This window comes from Pseudomonas sp. KH_027 (assembly GCF_057838565.1).
On the sequence record NZ_CM174470.1, the window covers coordinates 4,449,306 to 4,464,803 of the forward strand.

General features: G+C 62.6%; 13 protein-coding genes, 2 pseudogenes and 1 riboswitch. Of the genes and pseudogenes, 9 read left to right on the forward strand and 6 right to left on the reverse strand.

Translation table 11 applies throughout. The annotated features are described in order from the left end of the window. Positions 1 to 5 precede the first annotated feature (5 nt). The 3 genes and pseudogenes from metK to AC3IYG_RS20855 all read left to right on the forward strand — a co-directional run bounded on the left by metK (position 6) and on the right by AC3IYG_RS20855 (position 2,001). The gene (gene metK / locus AC3IYG_RS20845; RefSeq protein ID WP_489311381.1) at positions 6 to 1,196 is read left to right on the forward strand and encodes a methionine adenosyltransferase; all 1,191 of its coding nucleotides are present in this window, start codon (positions 6 to 8) and stop codon (positions 1,194 to 1,196) included. Between the two features lie 94 nt (positions 1,197 to 1,290). Further along, positions 1,291 to 1,479, forward strand: a pseudogene (locus AC3IYG_RS20850) (NAD-dependent DNA ligase LigB); the annotation flags it as partial. Positions 1,480 to 1,599: 120 nt separating this feature from the next. Continuing rightward, positions 1,600 to 2,001, forward strand: coding sequence for a DUF1090 domain-containing protein (locus AC3IYG_RS20855; RefSeq protein ID WP_489311382.1), 402 nt, complete (start codon positions 1,600 to 1,602; stop codon positions 1,999 to 2,001). On the opposite strand, the gene AC3IYG_RS20860 is transcribed toward AC3IYG_RS20855, so the two are convergent. Both AC3IYG_RS20860 and AC3IYG_RS20865 read right to left on the reverse strand, forming a co-directional pair. After that, a complete protein-coding gene (locus tag AC3IYG_RS20860) occupies positions 2,002 to 2,451 on the reverse strand; it encodes a c-type cytochrome (RefSeq protein ID WP_489311383.1) in 450 nt (149 codons plus the stop codon). Between the two features lie 120 nt (positions 2,452 to 2,571). Then, positions 2,572 to 2,958: an MAPEG family protein gene (locus AC3IYG_RS20865; protein WP_489311384.1), complete on the reverse strand. Its 387-nt coding sequence runs from the start codon at positions 2,956 to 2,958 to the stop codon at positions 2,572 to 2,574. 219 nt (positions 2,959 to 3,177) lie between these two features. After that, positions 3,178 to 3,301: riboswitch (S-adenosyl-L-homocysteine riboswitch) on the forward strand. A gap of 21 nt (positions 3,302 to 3,322) precedes the next feature. Between AC3IYG_RS20865 and ahcY the strand changes: the two genes are divergently transcribed. From ahcY to rhlE2, 3 genes are all read left to right on the forward strand, one after another. After that, the gene (gene ahcY / locus AC3IYG_RS20870) at positions 3,323 to 4,717 is read left to right on the forward strand and encodes an adenosylhomocysteinase (protein WP_489311385.1); all 1,395 of its coding nucleotides are present in this window, start codon (positions 3,323 to 3,325) and stop codon (positions 4,715 to 4,717) included. A 144-nt stretch (positions 4,718 to 4,861) separates the two neighbouring features. Next, positions 4,862 to 5,707, forward strand: coding sequence for a methylenetetrahydrofolate reductase [NAD(P)H] (metF, locus tag AC3IYG_RS20875; RefSeq protein WP_489311386.1), 846 nt, complete (start codon positions 4,862 to 4,864; stop codon positions 5,705 to 5,707). A gap of 332 nt (positions 5,708 to 6,039) precedes the next feature. Further along, positions 6,040 to 7,950, forward strand: a complete 1,911-nt coding sequence (gene rhlE2 / locus AC3IYG_RS20880; protein ID WP_489311387.1) for an RNA helicase RhlE2 — start codon at positions 6,040 to 6,042, stop codon at positions 7,948 to 7,950. A 189-nt stretch (positions 7,951 to 8,139) separates the two neighbouring features. Here rhlE2 and AC3IYG_RS20885 read toward each other — a convergent pair whose 3' ends face one another. The 3 genes and pseudogenes from AC3IYG_RS20885 to AC3IYG_RS20895 all read right to left on the reverse strand — a co-directional run. Then, positions 8,140 to 8,715: a YceI family protein gene (locus AC3IYG_RS20885; RefSeq protein ID WP_489313973.1), complete on the reverse strand. Its 576-nt coding sequence runs from the start codon at positions 8,713 to 8,715 to the stop codon at positions 8,140 to 8,142. Positions 8,716 to 8,759: 44 nt separating this feature from the next. Next, a complete protein-coding gene (locus AC3IYG_RS20890; RefSeq protein WP_489311388.1) occupies positions 8,760 to 9,314 on the reverse strand; it encodes a cytochrome b in 555 nt (184 codons plus the stop codon). A 237-nt stretch (positions 9,315 to 9,551) separates the two neighbouring features. Beyond that, positions 9,552 to 11,021 (reverse strand): annotated as a pseudogene (locus tag AC3IYG_RS20895) (flavin monoamine oxidase family protein); the annotation flags it as partial. Between the two features lie 250 nt (positions 11,022 to 11,271). On the opposite strand from AC3IYG_RS20895, the gene AC3IYG_RS20900 reads away from it, so the two are divergent. The 3 genes from AC3IYG_RS20900 (at position 11,272) to AC3IYG_RS20910 (ending at position 14,958) form a co-directional block, all read left to right on the forward strand. Then, positions 11,272 to 12,675, forward strand: a complete 1,404-nt coding sequence (locus AC3IYG_RS20900; protein WP_489311389.1) for an adenosylmethionine--8-amino-7-oxononanoate transaminase — start codon at positions 11,272 to 11,274, stop codon at positions 12,673 to 12,675. Positions 12,676 to 12,792: 117 nt separating this feature from the next. Further along, positions 12,793 to 13,512, forward strand: coding sequence for a 16S rRNA (uracil(1498)-N(3))-methyltransferase (locus tag AC3IYG_RS20905; protein ID WP_489311390.1), 720 nt, complete (start codon positions 12,793 to 12,795; stop codon positions 13,510 to 13,512). Positions 13,513 to 13,626: 114 nt separating this feature from the next. Then, positions 13,627 to 14,958 (forward strand): IS4 family transposase, encoded by a 1,332-nt coding sequence (locus AC3IYG_RS20910; RefSeq protein WP_489309617.1) that lies wholly within the window; start codon positions 13,627 to 13,629, stop codon positions 14,956 to 14,958. A gap of 41 nt (positions 14,959 to 14,999) precedes the next feature. On the opposite strand, the gene AC3IYG_RS20915 is transcribed toward AC3IYG_RS20910, so the two are convergent. Continuing rightward, positions 15,000 to 15,479: a chemotaxis protein CheW gene (locus tag AC3IYG_RS20915; RefSeq protein WP_489311391.1), complete on the reverse strand. Its 480-nt coding sequence runs from the start codon at positions 15,477 to 15,479 to the stop codon at positions 15,000 to 15,002. Positions 15,480 to 15,498: the final 19 nt, after the last annotated feature.

Consider the following 15,498-nt stretch of genomic DNA (forward strand, 5'->3'; position numbering starts at 1 on the left):
TCGAGATGAGCGAATACTCTCTTTTCACCTCTGAGTCCGTGTCCGAAGGACATCCGGACAAGATTGCCGACCAGATCTCCGATGCGGTGCTGGACGCCATCATCGCCCAGGACAAATTCGCCCGCGTGGCATGCGAAACCCTGGTGAAAACCGGCGTGGCGATCATCGCCGGCGAAGTCACCACCAGCGCCTGGGTCGACCTCGAAGAAATCGTCCGCAACGTCATCATCGACATCGGCTACAACAGCTCCGACGTCGGCTTCGACGGTGCCACCTGTGCGGTGATGAACATCATCGGCAAGCAGTCCCCGGACATCAACCAGGGCGTTGACCGCAGCAAGCCGGAAGACCAGGGCGCTGGCGACCAGGGCCTGATGTTCGGTTATGCCAGCAACGACACCGACGTGCTGATGCCGGCACCGATCTGCTACGCCCACCGCCTGGTCGAGCGCCAAGCCGAAGCACGCAAGTCCGGCCTGCTGCCGTGGCTGCGTCCAGATGCCAAATCCCAGGTCACCTTCCGCTACGAAAACGGCAAGCCGGTCGCCGTCGACGCCGTGGTGCTGTCGACTCAGCACAGCCCGGAAGTGTCCTACAGGGACCTGCGTGAAGGCGTGATGGAGCTGATCGTCAAGCACGTGCTGCCGGCTGAATGGCTGCACAAGGACACCCAGTTCCACATCAACCCGACCGGCAATTTCGTCATCGGCGGCCCAGTGGGCGACTGCGGCCTGACCGGCCGCAAGATCATCGTCGACTCCTACGGCGGCATGGCCCGTCACGGCGGCGGTGCGTTCTCCGGCAAGGATCCATCCAAGGTTGACCGCTCGGCCGCCTACGCCGGTCGTTATGTGGCGAAGAACATCGTCGCCGCCGGCCTGGCCGAACGTTGCGAGATCCAGGTGTCCTACGCCATCGGCGTGGCACAACCGACTTCGGTGTCGATCAACACCTTCGGCACCAACAAAGTAGCGGAAGACACCATCATCAAGCTGGTGCGCGACGTGTTCGACCTGCGTCCATACGCCATCACCAAGATGCTCGACCTGCTGCACCCGATGTACCAGGCCACCGCGGCCTACGGCCACTTCGGCCGCACCCCGGAAGAAGTGACGGTGGATGGCGACACCTTCACCACCTTCACCTGGGAAAAAACCGACAAAGCCGCCGCCCTGCGCGCCGCTGCCGGCCTGTAAAGGTCAGCCGGAAAGTAAAAAGCCCCGCCCAGTGCGGGGCTTTTTATTGCTCGACGCAAAGCAGCGCGCCGCCACTTCGCCTGCCGGGTCTAGACGTGCCAAGTCACTTCCCGAGCAAGGATGCTCCCGATGCGAGGAACTGGCCCGGCGCAGCGAACAGCCGTGGCAAGCCGAGCCGGGCATAGGCCCGACCCGCGCCCGACAGCTCCGCGCATTCTTTCGCCATCCCGAGGCGCTGGCCTTGCGCGCGCAACTGCACGCCGCGGGCATCGAGGGCTTCTAGAGTGAGGCGAGGAGACACTGATCTGCCGCAACAACGCGCACATCTGTCAGGATTGCGGACAAACTTTTCCCGCTGGGCGCAGTCGACTCTAGCGTGACCCTAGCTGCTTTGGAGTGTTGTATGTCACCGCGTAACCGCTTGTCCGCCGCCTTGCTCACCACCTTCAGCCTGTTCGCCAGCGCACTTTCGGCCGCCGAAAACGATACCGCGCCAACCGGCTGCGCGGCCAAACGCCAGGCCATCAACGCGCAGATCGAGCAGGCCAAGACCGACAGCAATAGCAGTCAGCAAGCGGGGCTGGAGAAAGCCCTGAGCAAGGTCAAAGCTGGGTGCAGCATCGACTCGCTGCAAAAGACCCGCGAAGAGAAAGTCCTCGATGCCCAGCATGAGGTCAGCCAGCGCGAGAGCGATCTGCGCAAAGCCATGACCAAAGGCGATGCCGAGAAAATCAACAGCCGCAAGGACAAACTCGCCGAAGCGCGCAAAGAGCTGCAGCAAGCCCAGGATCAGCTGGGCCGCTGATCAGTGGGTGCGGAACGCCTTGTGGCAAGTCTCGCAAGCGTCTTCGACAGCCTGTACCGGTGGGCCGAGCTTGAGCGGCTCCAGCGGCTGTTGCGTGCTCGCGAGCACTAACGCCGCAGTTGCGCCTTCAAGCTCGCGTGCCAACTCCTGAAAGCGCGCCTGGTTTTCCCAGACCTCGGCCTTGGCGCTGCTTTTGTCGGTTTCCTTGACCTGCGGGAAGTGCTGCCACGGCTGCTGCGAGAGGCCGTCGAGCTCGACCGCTCCTGCCGCGAAGCGGACCCCATCGAAGGGGATGCGCCCGCGCAGCATGCCGCCGAGGTCTTCGCCGGTTTTCAGCATCTGCTTGAAGATCGCCTGGCGCTGGCCCTGCGGCGAGTTCGGGTCGACCCCACCACACGCGGTCAATGTCAGACAGGCCAGCAGGATGATGGAGCGTTTTTTCAAGGTCATGAGCAACACTTAGCGACTGAACGGCGGCCGACAGTATCCTCGCCTAAAGGCGGAACACCAAACCCCGGCCGTCGCAGGCCCTATCGAGGAGCGCTCACGCCCCTCGAACTGACAAGCAAATCAGGCCGAAACAACGAACAGGCTGATGATCAACCCCATGCCGACAAACCAGACCAACGAACGCAACGACGCCCAATCGGCCAGGTAGCAGGCCAGGTACAGCAACCGGCTGACGACGAAGGCGATAGCCAGCAGATCCAGGGTGCTCTGGGCCGCACCGCCGGCCAGATGGGCAATGATCACCGCGACGGAGAACGCCGGGGTGACTTCAAAGGCGTTCAACTGAGCATTATTTGCGCGCCGCCCCACACCACTGAGCGTGGCGAGAAAAGCGCGCGGATCGTAATTATGCTTCGGATTGAAACCACCACTCACGCCCTTGGCCGCGACGGTGGACAGGTAAGGCAGGATCAGGGCAATCAGTACGCACCCGTAAGCAATGGTCATAACGACTCCATCTATTATTGTTGTGGGCAAATGCCAGCGCATCCTGCCCGCCCCAACTGGGGCCGTCCATGACTGTGCGAAGACGATGCTCGGCACCACAGCCAATAACCAGGGCGCCCCTCGATCGACAACCGACAGAAAGCCTTGGGCAGTTCGCTCGAGGCAGCTATAATCGCCCAGCTTCACAGCGGCCAACCTGGTTTCGGCCGCTCCCGCCACCTGTCCGAGGGGCGCTGCAGCAGATCACCTCTGTCAGGCTCGGATGGGGCGTACTCAACGGCCGGTCGCACTGTCACTGACAGCTGCAACCGCTGTTCAAACGCATCAACGGCGCCCATTCGCACACCACGAATGGAGTTACAGCATGAGCGCTGCTTTTACCGACTATAAAGTCGCGGATATTTCTTTGGCCGCTTGGGGCCGTCGCGAAACCATTATCGCCGAATCCGAAATGCCAGCCCTGATGGGCCTGCGCCACAAGTACGCCGGCGAACAGCCGCTGCAAGGCGCGAAGATTCTCGGCTGCATCCACATGACCATCCAGACTGCCGTACTGATCGAAACCCTGGTTGCCCTGGGTGCCGAAGTGCGCTGGTCGTCCTGCAACATCTTCTCGACTCAGGACCAGGCCGCTGCCGCCATCGCCGCCGCCGGCATCCCGGTATTCGCCTGGAAAGGCGAGACCGAAGCCGAGTACGAGTGGTGCATCGAGCAGACCATTCTGAAAGACGGTCAGCCATGGGACGCCAACATGATCCTCGACGACGGCGGCGACCTGACCGAGATCCTGCACAAGAAATACCCGGCGATGCTGGACAAGATCCACGGCGTCACCGAAGAAACCACCACTGGCGTGCATCGCCTGCTGGACATGCTGGCCAAGGGCGAGCTGAAAATCCCGGCGATCAACGTCAACGACTCGGTGACCAAGAGCAAGAACGACAACAAGTACGGCTGCCGTCACAGCCTCAACGATGCGATCAAGCGCGGCACCGACCACCTGCTGTCCGGCAAGCAGGCGCTGGTGATCGGCTACGGCGACGTGGGCAAGGGCTCGGCCCAGTCGCTGCGCCAGGAAGGCATGATCGTCAAGGTCACCGAAGTCGACCCGATCTGCGCCATGCAAGCCTGCATGGACGGTTTCGAAGTGGTTTCGCCGTTCATCGACGGCATCAACGACGGCACCGCCGCCAGCATCGACAAAGCACTGCTGGGCAAGATCGACCTGATCGTCACCACCACCGGTAACGTCAACGTTTGCGACAGCAACATGCTGACCGCCCTGAAAAAACGCGCCGTGGTCTGCAACATCGGCCACTTCGACAATGAAATCGACACGGCTTTCATGCGCAAGAACTGGGCCTGGGAAGAAGTGAAGCCGCAGGTGCACAAGATCCACCGCACCGGTGCCGGCAGCTTCGATCCGCACAACGATGACTACCTGATCCTGTTGGCCGAAGGTCGCCTGGTCAATCTGGGCAACGCCACCGGCCACCCGAGCCGGATCATGGACGGCTCCTTCGCCAACCAGGTGCTGGCGCAGATCTTCCTGTTCGGCCAGAAGTTCGCCAACCTGTCGACCGCGCAAAAAGCCGAGCGTCTGACCGTGGAAGTGCTGCCGAAGAAGCTCGACGAAGAAGTCGCGCTGGAAATGGTCAAGGGCTTCGGCGGCGTCGTCACCCAGTTGACCAGCAAGCAGGCCGAGTACATCGGTGTGCCGCAGGCAGGTCCGTTCAAGCCGCACGCCTACCGCTACTGATGCGTAGGATGGGTTAGCCGCGCAGCGGCGTAGCCCATCGATAACCTTGGTGGGTTACGCGCCACGCACTGACCACAGCATGCTCTTGCTCTGGTGACAGGCGGCGCTAACCCACCCTACGCCCTGTCGCTGAAGAGAATTCCTATGTCTCAAGAACGCCGTTACAGCTTCGAGTTCTTCCCCACCAAGACTGACGCTGGCCATGAAAAACTGCTCGCCACTGCTCATCAGCTGGCCAGCTACAGCCCGGATTTTTTCTCCTGCACCTACGGTGCCGGTGGCTCGACCCGCGACCGCACGGTGAACACCGTGTTGCAGCTGGACAGCGAAACCAAGGTGCAAACCGCACCGCACATTTCCTGCGTCGGCGACTCCAAAGCCGACCTGCGCGCCCTGCTCAATCACTACAAGCAGGCCGGGATCACACGCATCGTCGCCTTGCGCGGCGACCTGCCTTCGGGCATGGGCATGGCCAGCGGTGAACTGCGCTACGCCAACGAACTGGTGAGCTTCATCCGCGAAGAGACCGGTGACCATTTCCATATCGAAGTCGCCGCCTACCCGGAAATGCATCCCCAGGCGCGCAACTTCGAAGACGACCTGGCCAATTTCGTGCGCAAGGCCAAGGCTGGCGCCGACAGTGCCATCACCCAGTACTTCTTCAACGCCGACAGCTACTTCTACTTCGTCGAGCGCGTACGCAAGATGGGTGTGAACATTCCCGTGGTGCCCGGCATCATGCCGATCACCAACTACAGCAAGCTGGCGCGCTTCTCCGACGCCTGCGGTGCGGAAATTCCGCGCTGGGTGCGCAAGCAGCTGGAAGCCTACGGCGATGACATCGAAAGCATCCAGTGCTATGGCGAACAGGTGATCAGCGACATGTGCGAGCGCCTGCTGCAAGGCGGCGCACCGGGGCTGCACTTCTACACCCTGAACCAGGCCGAACCCAGCCTGGCGATCTGGAACAACCTCAAGCTGCCACGCTGAGGTTTTGCCGCCCAAAGCCGGGCAGGGCTCGGCCGTTGGGCTCACCATGCCGCGCCAGCCCGCGTATGTCAGCCCAACTGGCGGCCACACCCCGGCCGGAACGACTGCCGTTTTGTACTGTCCATTAACGCATGCAACACCGACCAACCGTTGAGCAGCAGGAAAGCAGCGCAGTTTCGCCGCTCTGTTATACTCCGGCTTCCCGCCAGGCTTACGCCCGGACGCTCGGCCCCCGCGGCCCAGCAGGACCGGACGGGATCGCGCCCCTAAACGCGTTTCGAGTCTGGCAAGATCATCCCATTGGGCTACGCCCTAACTAGACAGGATTACTCATGTCCTTTGCTTCCCTCGGTCTCTCCGAGGCTTTAGTCAGCGCCGTTGAGGCAGCTGGCTACACCGAGCCCACTCCAGTGCAACAGCGGGCTATCCCCGCCGTGTTGCAAGGTCGCGATCTGATGGTTGCCGCCCAGACGGGCACCGGTAAAACCGGTGGCTTCGCGCTGCCCATCCTCGAGCGCCTGTTCCCCAACGGTCACCCGGATCGCGAACGTCGCCACGGCCCGCGTCAACCGCGCGTGCTGGTGCTGACGCCGACCCGTGAACTGGCCGCCCAGGTGCACGACAGCTTCAAGGTCTATGCCCGCGACCTCAAATTCGTCAGCGCCTGCATCTTCGGCGGCGTTGGCATGAACCCGCAGGTGCAAGCCATGGCCCGCGGCGTCGACGTGCTGGTGGCCTGCCCCGGGCGCCTGCTCGACCTCGCCGGGCAAGGCAGCGTCGACCTCTCGCACGTCGAGATCCTGGTCCTCGACGAAGCCGACCGCATGCTCGACATGGGCTTTATCCATGACGTGAAGAAGGTCCTCGCCCGCTTGCCGTCCAAGCGCCAGAACCTGCTGTTCTCGGCGACCTTCTCGAAAGACATCACCGATCTCGCCGGCAAGCTGCTGCACAACCCCGAGCGCATCGAAGTCACTCCGCCGAACACCACGGTCGAGCGTATCGAACAGCGCGTGTTCCGCCTGCAGGCCAGCCACAAGCGCGCCCTGCTCGCGCACCTGGTGACCGCTGGCGCCTGGGAACAGGTGCTGGTCTTCACCCGCACCAAGCACGGCGCCAATCGCCTCGCCGAGTACCTCGACAAGCACGGCCTGCCAGCCGTGGCGATTCACGGCAACAAGAGCCAGAACGCCCGCACCAAAGCCCTGGCCGACTTCAAGGCCGGCGCCGTACGGATTCTGGTCGCCACCGATATCGCCGCCCGCGGCCTGGATATCGACCAACTGCCGCACGTGGTCAACTTCGAACTGCCGAACATCGAAGAAGACTACGTGCACCGTATCGGCCGTACTGGCCGGGCCGGTCGCAGCGGCGAGGCGATCTCGCTGGTGGCGCCGGACGAAGAGAAGCTGCTCAAAGGCATCGAGCGCATGACCAAACAGAAGATCGCCGATGGCGACCTACTGGGTTTCGATGCCAGCACCGTGGAAGCTGAAAAGCCGGAAGCCCGCGAGCGCCCGGACGTACGTGGCCAACGCGGCGGCCCGCGTGAACCGCGTGACCCGAACAGCCCACGTGGCGGTGGTGAGCGTCACGGCAGCGGGCGCAAGGACAAAGGCAAGGATACAGGCAAGGACAAATCCGCCGCCCAGGCGCGCCCGGCTCAGGCCCGCACGCAGCAACCCGCCCGCGAGCAGCGTCAACCACGCACCAGCGCGAGTGCCGTGCCCACACCGCGTGCCGACCGCGCGCCGGACGAGTTTCTGGATGACGAAATCGACAACTTCGGCAACCGTGCCGACTATGTCAGCCCGCACCAGAACAAGCAGCAGAACCGTGGCCGGCGCCCCGGCGCCCCAGCGGCACCGAGCGGCCCAAGTGCCAGCAACGGCGTTGGCCTCGGCGGCGCACGGCCTGCCGGCCAGGCGCCACGGCCCCAGGGCCAAGGCAAGCCAGCCGGCTCGCGTGACGGTGGCCAGGGCAAGCGCCAGGGCCAACCCGGCCGCAATGGCTCCGGCCAGGCGCGCCGTGACGACTCCCGTGGCCGTGGCCCCGGTCGTGACGACCAGCTGCGCCAGGAACCGGCCGTGAAAGGCCCGCGCGACAGCCAACCGCGGATCGTGCACAAGGAGTCGAAGATTGACCGTGTGCTGACGCCCGAGCAGCTGGAGCAACTGGATCAGTTGCCAAATCGCACCCGTGGCGAGAAGCCGGCGCTGCTGACCCGCAACCGCGAAGCCTAAGCCAAGCGTTGCACCGAAAACACCGGCCCTGTGCCGGTGTTTCTTTGTCTGGCGGCGCACATTTCACATGCAGAGTGTGGGGATGATCGACACGCCATACCGCCAGCCCCCGCGACGGGGCTGGCAGCCGGATTGCAGAAACAAAAACGCCGGCCACAGGGCCGGCGTTTTCCATTCAGGCCGCGCGGCTTACTTGCGCACGCCTTCGAACGAGATGATCAGCTCGACTTCCTGGGATGCCGGGCCGAGATCCTTCTGGATCGCGAAGTCTTTCAGCTTGAGGGTCGTAGTGCCCTCGAAGCCTGCGCGGTAGCCGCCCCAAGGATCATCACCCTCGCCGATGAACTTGGCCTTGACCACCACCGGCTTGGTCACACCGTTCAAAGTCAGGTCGCCGCTGATATCGGCAGTGCCGGTACCGGTCGATTTGACCGCGGTGGAGACGAAAGTCGCCTGCGGATTCTTGCCGACATTGAGGAAATCGGCGCTGCGGATGTGCTTGTCGCGCTCGGCGTGGTTGGTATCGACGCTGGTGGTGTTCAGCGTGACATTGACCTTGCTGGCTTCCGGGTTTTTCTCATCGAAGCTGAAGCTGCCATCAAAGTCTTTGAACGTGCCGTACAGCCAGCTGTAACCCAAGTGGCTGATCTTGAAGTTGACGAAGGCGTGCTGGCCTTTTTTGTCGATCGCGTAATCCGCCGCCATGGCTTGGCCCGCGCCCAACAGCGCAGTACCGAGGGCCAGAGCAGCCAGGGTTTTCTTCATCGTGAGGTGCTTCAACATTGCAAGGTTCCTTGTGCGATTGGGGTTTAATCCGGGTTGCGCCCGAGCATGCGCGCCAGGGTCGCATCGCGGTCGATAAAGTGATGTTTCAGTGCCGCCAAGGCATGCAAGCCGGCAAAAACTACCAGGGCCCACGCCAGGTACTCGTGCACCAGACCGGCCACATCTTCCTGGCCGGGGATGCCGCTGATCGTGGCCGGCACGCTGAACAAGCCGAACACCTCGATGCCTTGGCCGTCTGCGGTGGAAATCAGATAGCCGGAGACCATCAGCACGAACAGGCCCGCATACAGCAGTCTGTGGCCGACCTTGGCACCCAGGCGGGTCAACCGGCTGTAACTGCTCAATACCGCCGGCGGCGGGCTGACAAAGCGCCAGAGCAGGCGCAGCAGCATGGCCGCGAACAGTGCCAGGCCGATGCTTTTGTGCAGTTCCGGGGCGGTGTGATTCCAGGGGCTGTAGTAATCCAGGCCGACCATCCACAGACCCAGCCCGAACAACCCGAACACTGCCAACGCAATACCCCAGTGCAGCAGGATGCTGACCAGACCATAACGAGAGGAAGAGTTGCGCAGTTGCATACAGAGATTTCCGTGAAAAAACGATTGAGTAAGGTTAGCGGCATATCTATCGATTTAAAGCGGAAAATACTGCTTTGAAATATCGAGAAATACGATTGATACACCAAGCAGAACTACGCCTGGTTTAGTGTGCCGCGGGAGGTTGAAGTTCAGTGCCAAGCGGCCGAGGGGCGCCTGAGCGGGGATCAAAGGTCAGGGGCGCGACCCGTACGGCCGCGCAACCCAGGGGCGTTACTTGAACAGCCGTGAGAAGAAACCCGGCTTGTCGCCGCCGGCCTTGGCTTTGTCCGCCTCAGTCGCGACCACCACAGGCTTGACTGGTTCGACCGCCTTGCCGGCCAGCAAATCCTGCACCTGCAGAGCCGCCCGCTGGCCACTGCGCAAGGCACCTTCCAGGGTGCCCGGGTAGAGCGCGTCGGTGTGTTCGCCGGCGAAAGCCACGCGCGGCAACGGCTTTTCCCACAAACGCCAATGACGACTGATCTGCCCCGGACCGAACGCCAGGTAGGCGCCACCGGTGGCCGGGTCGGTACTGTAACGGCGGATCTCATAGCCGGTATAAGCACCGCGCGCCTTCGGATAGAACTTGTGCAGGCGGATCAATACCTGGTCGACCATCTGCTTGTCGCCGAACGCCTGCAAAAGCCGCGCATTGTCGCCGGACAGGTTGACCACCACATTGGCCCCGCCCTTCAAGGCCGGCTCGATCCACAACATACCCAGACCCTGGTCGCTGTAGATTTCACCCGAGAGGCGCGCCTTGCTGTCCCACACTGGCGTCTTGAACTTCAGCATGATCTGGTCGCGCCAGCCGTAGTTGGTGCTCTTCAGCGCCGCCAAGTGTGCGGTATCCAGGGTCGGCGTCAGCTGGATCTGCGCCAGGGCGCGCAACGGCACCGCCAGCACCACGTAATCGGCGCTGTAGCCCACCGCGCCGGCCTTGACCACCACGCCATCCGGGTTCTGGCTGATGGCCGAAACCCGTGCGCCGGTCTTGATGGTTTTCAGCTGTTTGACGAAAGCCTGCGCCAGCACCTGACTACCACCCGGCAAGCGGGCAGCGCGCAGGTCGCGGTCGTCAATACCACGGTAGACCCGAGTCTGCTGCGCCAGATAGAGCAGCGACAAGCGCGAAGGCTCGTCATAGCGCGTGCGAATCCGCTGGTTCACCAGCAGGCGCGCGGTGCCGGGCAGTTCCAATTTGTCCAGCCATTTGGCCACGGTGATCTGATCGAGGGCGAACAAGGTGCTGTTGGCCGCAGGATTTTGCGGATCGCCGATGGAGGCGGCCAGCTCATCGAGGCTTTTGTCGAAACGCTTCAGTGCTTCGGCAGTCGCCGGTTGCTTTTGCGCCAGCTCGGCGGCCGTGAAGTATTGACCCTCGATCAGGTAGCTCGGCGTGCGCACGAACTCCGGCGCCGCCAGCGTCTTCAGCTTGAAACCGTCGAGGTAGGCATTGAGTACCGGCTGCGCTTTCTGGTTGCCGATCCACTCGCTGGTGGCCAGACCCGAACGCCCACCGACACTTGGCTTGGCTTCCAGCACCGTCACCTGCCAACCCTTTTGCTGCAGCTCGTAGGCGGCGGTCAGCCCCGCCAGGCCAGCGCCCACCACTATGGCACTGGGTGGTTTGTCCTTGGCCTGCGCGACCACGCCGAACAACCCCAGTGTTAACAACGCCAGCGCGCGTAACCCAACTTGCAACATGCCCAACTCCCCAACCAGCCAAGAAATCGCCCCGCGATCTGCGCAGCCTTTAATGGCGCGCAGGATACGCCAGCCTCCGAGACCGGGCCAGGCGTGCCCGTCGGACGCCGGCGCGCGTCGAAACGACAATCCGGGTTGTCCCGCGCCCGGGCATTGCATAGGCTTGCGCAACGGTTTGCCGGGCGTCTTTGCCGCCCTTGAGTCCAGCGGGCTTGCGCTGGACCTTGTCTGAGTTCCGAGGAGAGTTGAAATGGGCCTGAATGATCAGTGGATGCAGCGCGACCTTGCCGTGCTCTGGCATCCCTGTACCCAGATGAAAGACCATGAACAACTGCCGCTGGTGCCGATCAAGCGCGGCGAAGGCGTGTGGCTGGAGGACTTCGAAGGCAAGCGCTACCTCGACGCGGTCAGCTCCTGGTGGGTCAATGTATTCGGCCACGCCAACCCGCGCATCAACCAACGCATCAAGGACCAGGTCGACCAGCTCGAACATGTGATCCTCGCCGGCTTCAGCCACCAGCCTGTGATCGAGCTGTCCGAGCGACTGGTGAAGATGACGCCGGAAGGCCTTACCCGCTGCTTCTACGCCGATAATGGCTCGTCCTGCATCGAAGTCGCGCTGAAGATGAGCTTCCACTACTGGCTCAACCGTGGGCAGCCGACGAAGAAGCGCTTCGTCACGCTGACCAACAGCTACCACGGCGAAACCATCGCGGCGATGTCCGTCGGCGATGTCGCGCTGTTCACCGAAACCTACAAGGCGCTGCTGCTCGACACCCTCAAGGTACCGAGCCCGGACTGCTACACGCGCCCCGAGGGCATGAGCTGGGAAGAGCATTCGCGGAACATGTTCGCGGCCATGGAGCAGACCCTCGCCGAGCATCACCAGGACGTCGCCGCCGTGATCGTCGAGCCGCTGATCCAGGGCGCCGGTGGCATGCGCATGTATCACCCGGTGTACCTCAAGCTGCTGCGCGAGGCCTGCGACCGCTATGGCGTGCACCTGATCCACGACGAAATCGCCGTTGGCTTCGGCCGTACCGGCACGATGTTCGCTTGTGAACAGGCCGGCATCCGCCCGGACTTCCTCTGCCTGTCCAAGGCCCTCACCGGTGGCTACTTACCGCTGGCCGCCTGCCTGACCACCGACGACGTCTACAGCGCCTTCTACGACGACTATCCGACCCTGCGCGCCTTCCTCCACTCCCACAGCTACACCGGCAATCCCCTGGCCTGCGCGGCGGCATTGGCGACGCTGGATATCTTCGAAGAAGACAACGTCATCGAGAACAACAAGGCCCTGGCCCAGCGCATGGCCAGTTCGACGGCGCATCTGGCCGATCACCCGAACGTTTCCGACGTGCGCCAGACCGGCATGGTCCTGGCCATCGAGATGGTGCAGGACAAAGCCGGCAAAACCCCGTACCCCTGGCAGGAACGGCGTGGCCTCAAGGTCTTCCAACACGCCCTGGAACGAGGCGCGTTGCTACGCCCGCTGGGCAGCGTGGTGTATTTCCTGCCGCCCTATGTGATCACCCCGGAGCAGATCGACTTCCTCGCCGAGGTCGCCAGCGAAGGCATCGACATCGCCACCCGCAGCAACATCCAGGTGCCAGTCAGCGGGCGGCACCCGAACTTCAGAGACCCGGGCTAAGCACAACTAGCGCTGTGTCGGCCGGGTAGCGTCTTGGCGAAACCCTGCTTTCCCCCTTACCCGCTGGGTTTCGCTACGCTCTACCCAGCCTATGCATTCGGAAACCGTCTTAAACCTATGCGCCTCTCCCGTTTCTTTATCGACGCCCCTCTCAGCCTTGGCGAACACGAACTGCCGGAAGCCCAGGCGCACTACATCGGCCGCGTGCTGCGCCTGAGCGAAGGCGCCGCCGTGCAACTGTTCGACGGTTCCGGCTCGGAGTTCCTCGGCGAACTGATCGAGGTCGGCAAAAAGCGCGTGCGCGTCAATCTCGCTGAAAGCCTGGCGGGTCAGGCGGAATCGAGGTTGCAGGTGCATCTCGGCCAGGGCTTGTCACGCGGCGAACGGATGGACTGGGCGATCCAGAAAGCCACCGAACTGGGGGTCGCGCAGATCACCCCGATCGTCAGCGAGCGTTGCGAAGTGCGCCTCAAAGACGAACGCGCGGACAAACGCATGGCCCACTGGCGCCAGGTGGCGATCAGCGCCTGCGAGCAGTGCGGGCGCTCACAACTACCGCTGATTCACCCGCCGCGGAGCCTCGCCGAGTGGTTGGAACAGACCCAGGCCGAGTTGAAACTGGTGCTGCACCCGGTCGCCGAACCGCTGGCCAGCCATGCCAAGCCCGGCACCCTGGCCTTTCTGATCGGCCCCGAAGGCGGCCTGTCCGACGCGGAAGTGGCACAGGCGCAGCAGGCCGACTTCCATGCCGCCCGCCTTGGCCCGCGGGTGCTGCGCACGGAGACGGCACCGGTGGTGGCGCTGGCCGTGGCCCAACAACTGTGGGGCGACTTCTGATTCGTCCGGCAGAAAAAAGCCCGCGCTAGGCGTAATGCTGTTCACTTAAGCATTTGAACGCCAGCCGGGCTTCCCCGAGAATCCGATGCCAGTCTTCCTGGTATCGGATTTTTTATGTCTTTCCAACAGCATCTGCTCGATCTGGGCGAGCTATTCAACTTCTCCGACCTGAGCACCTTCACCCAGAACATCCCAATCGAGTGGGTGGCGTCCGCGCTTGATCTTTCCTCTCAGGCCACCATCCGCCGTCGTCGGCTACCTGCCGATCAGGTGCTCTGGCTGGTGCTAGGCATGGCGCTCTTCCGCGATGAGCCTGTCCATGAGGTGGCCAGGCGTCTAAACATTTGTGCCCAGGGACTGGCTTCGGATTGCTTGCTGGCCAAAAGTGGTGTCACTGAGGCTCGCAAGCGGCTTGGCGCCGAGCCGGTCGAGTGGCTGTTCCGCAAAACTGGCAGCCAATGGGGAGGCGAACGCTATAGCGATGACACCTGGCGGGGGCTGCAGGTTTTTGCCGTGGACGGGGCACTCATGCGCACGCCCGATACGCCTGAACTACGGGACCATTTCGGGTCTGGCAATACCTCCACCGAGCGCCAGACGCCCTTCCCCATGATGCGTCTTGTAGCCTTGATGAATGTGCGCTCCCATTTGATTCTGAATGCCCAGCTGAGCCCCTATCGGCGCAGTGAAATGCGCCTGGCCGATGAGTTTTTGCAACAGATCCCCAACCATTCGGTCACGTTGTTCGATAAAGGCTTCTGGAGTGCTGATTTGCTGCTGAAAGTGGCCACGGCCGGTGACAACCGACACTGGTTGATCCCCGCTCGTCAGGGCCTGATCAGCGAGGAGGTGATCCGTTACGGCAAGCAGGATCGCCTGCTGCGTATGAAGGTTTCACCGCAGGCGAGAAAGCGTAACCCAGACCTACCAACCTACTGGGACGTGCGTGAAGTCAGCTATGCAGTGCAGGGCAAAGTGAAAACCGTCCTGACCTCGCTACCGGCCGACGCCTACAGCGCCGAAGCCGTTGCAGAGCTGTACCAGGAGCGCTGGGAAATTGAACTGGGCTTCAGGGATATCAAAAGCTCCATGCAGCAGAATGCCGCAACCCTGCGCAGCAAGAAGATTGACCTGATCTACCAGGAAGTTTGGGGATTGCTGCTGGCCTACAACATCATTCGTCGGGAGGCGAGTCAGGCGGCGGTAGCGTTTGGACGCACCCCGTCCGATATACGCTTCAAGCCGGCTTGCCAGTACATCGCCGTGCAGCTGATCGTGATGGCCGCTGCCAATCCACTGTCGGCAACAGGTAGACGCTTGTCGGCTTTGCGGGCGGGCATCGGAGGGTTGTTTCTGGATCACCGTCCAAGGCCATCACGACCAAGGACGGTGAAAATTTCCAAGACCCGTTACCCAGTTAACCGCAATGCTGCTCCGCTTAAGTGAACAGCATTACGCGCTAGGCGGGCTTTTTACGGGCAGGCGGTTCAGATCAAACCGGCATCCGCCAGCATCTGCTCAAGCGCGACCAGATCAGGAATCCTTGCCACGTCCTCGCCGAAACTGACCGCCGCCAATTCCAGCGGAGCCAACGGCACATTGGCACGGGGCAACTCGGTACCGAGCTTCAACGAGCGCGGAATCCCTTGCACCAACAGCGCGAGAAACTTCACTTTCGGTCGACCGCCCAAGGCGTTGATCACCGCCACCCGGGCACCCGGCCGGATCTGTGGCTGGCCATCGGAAGCCGCCTCGAAGGACAGCAGTGGCAGGCTCAGGTCACGCCAGGGCATCTGTCCCAAGAACCAGGCCGGCATGCCCGGCGTCACCTGCGGCGCACGGTAAGGAATCAGCTCGGCCACGGCAACGTTCGGCAGCAGCAAGGTGCGATCCGCCAACGGCACCAGCAGCCCGGTCAGGCTGGTCAGGCTGGTCACGCTATTGGCAGTGGTTACGGCTTGGCTCATCGGTATGTCCTGTACGCGG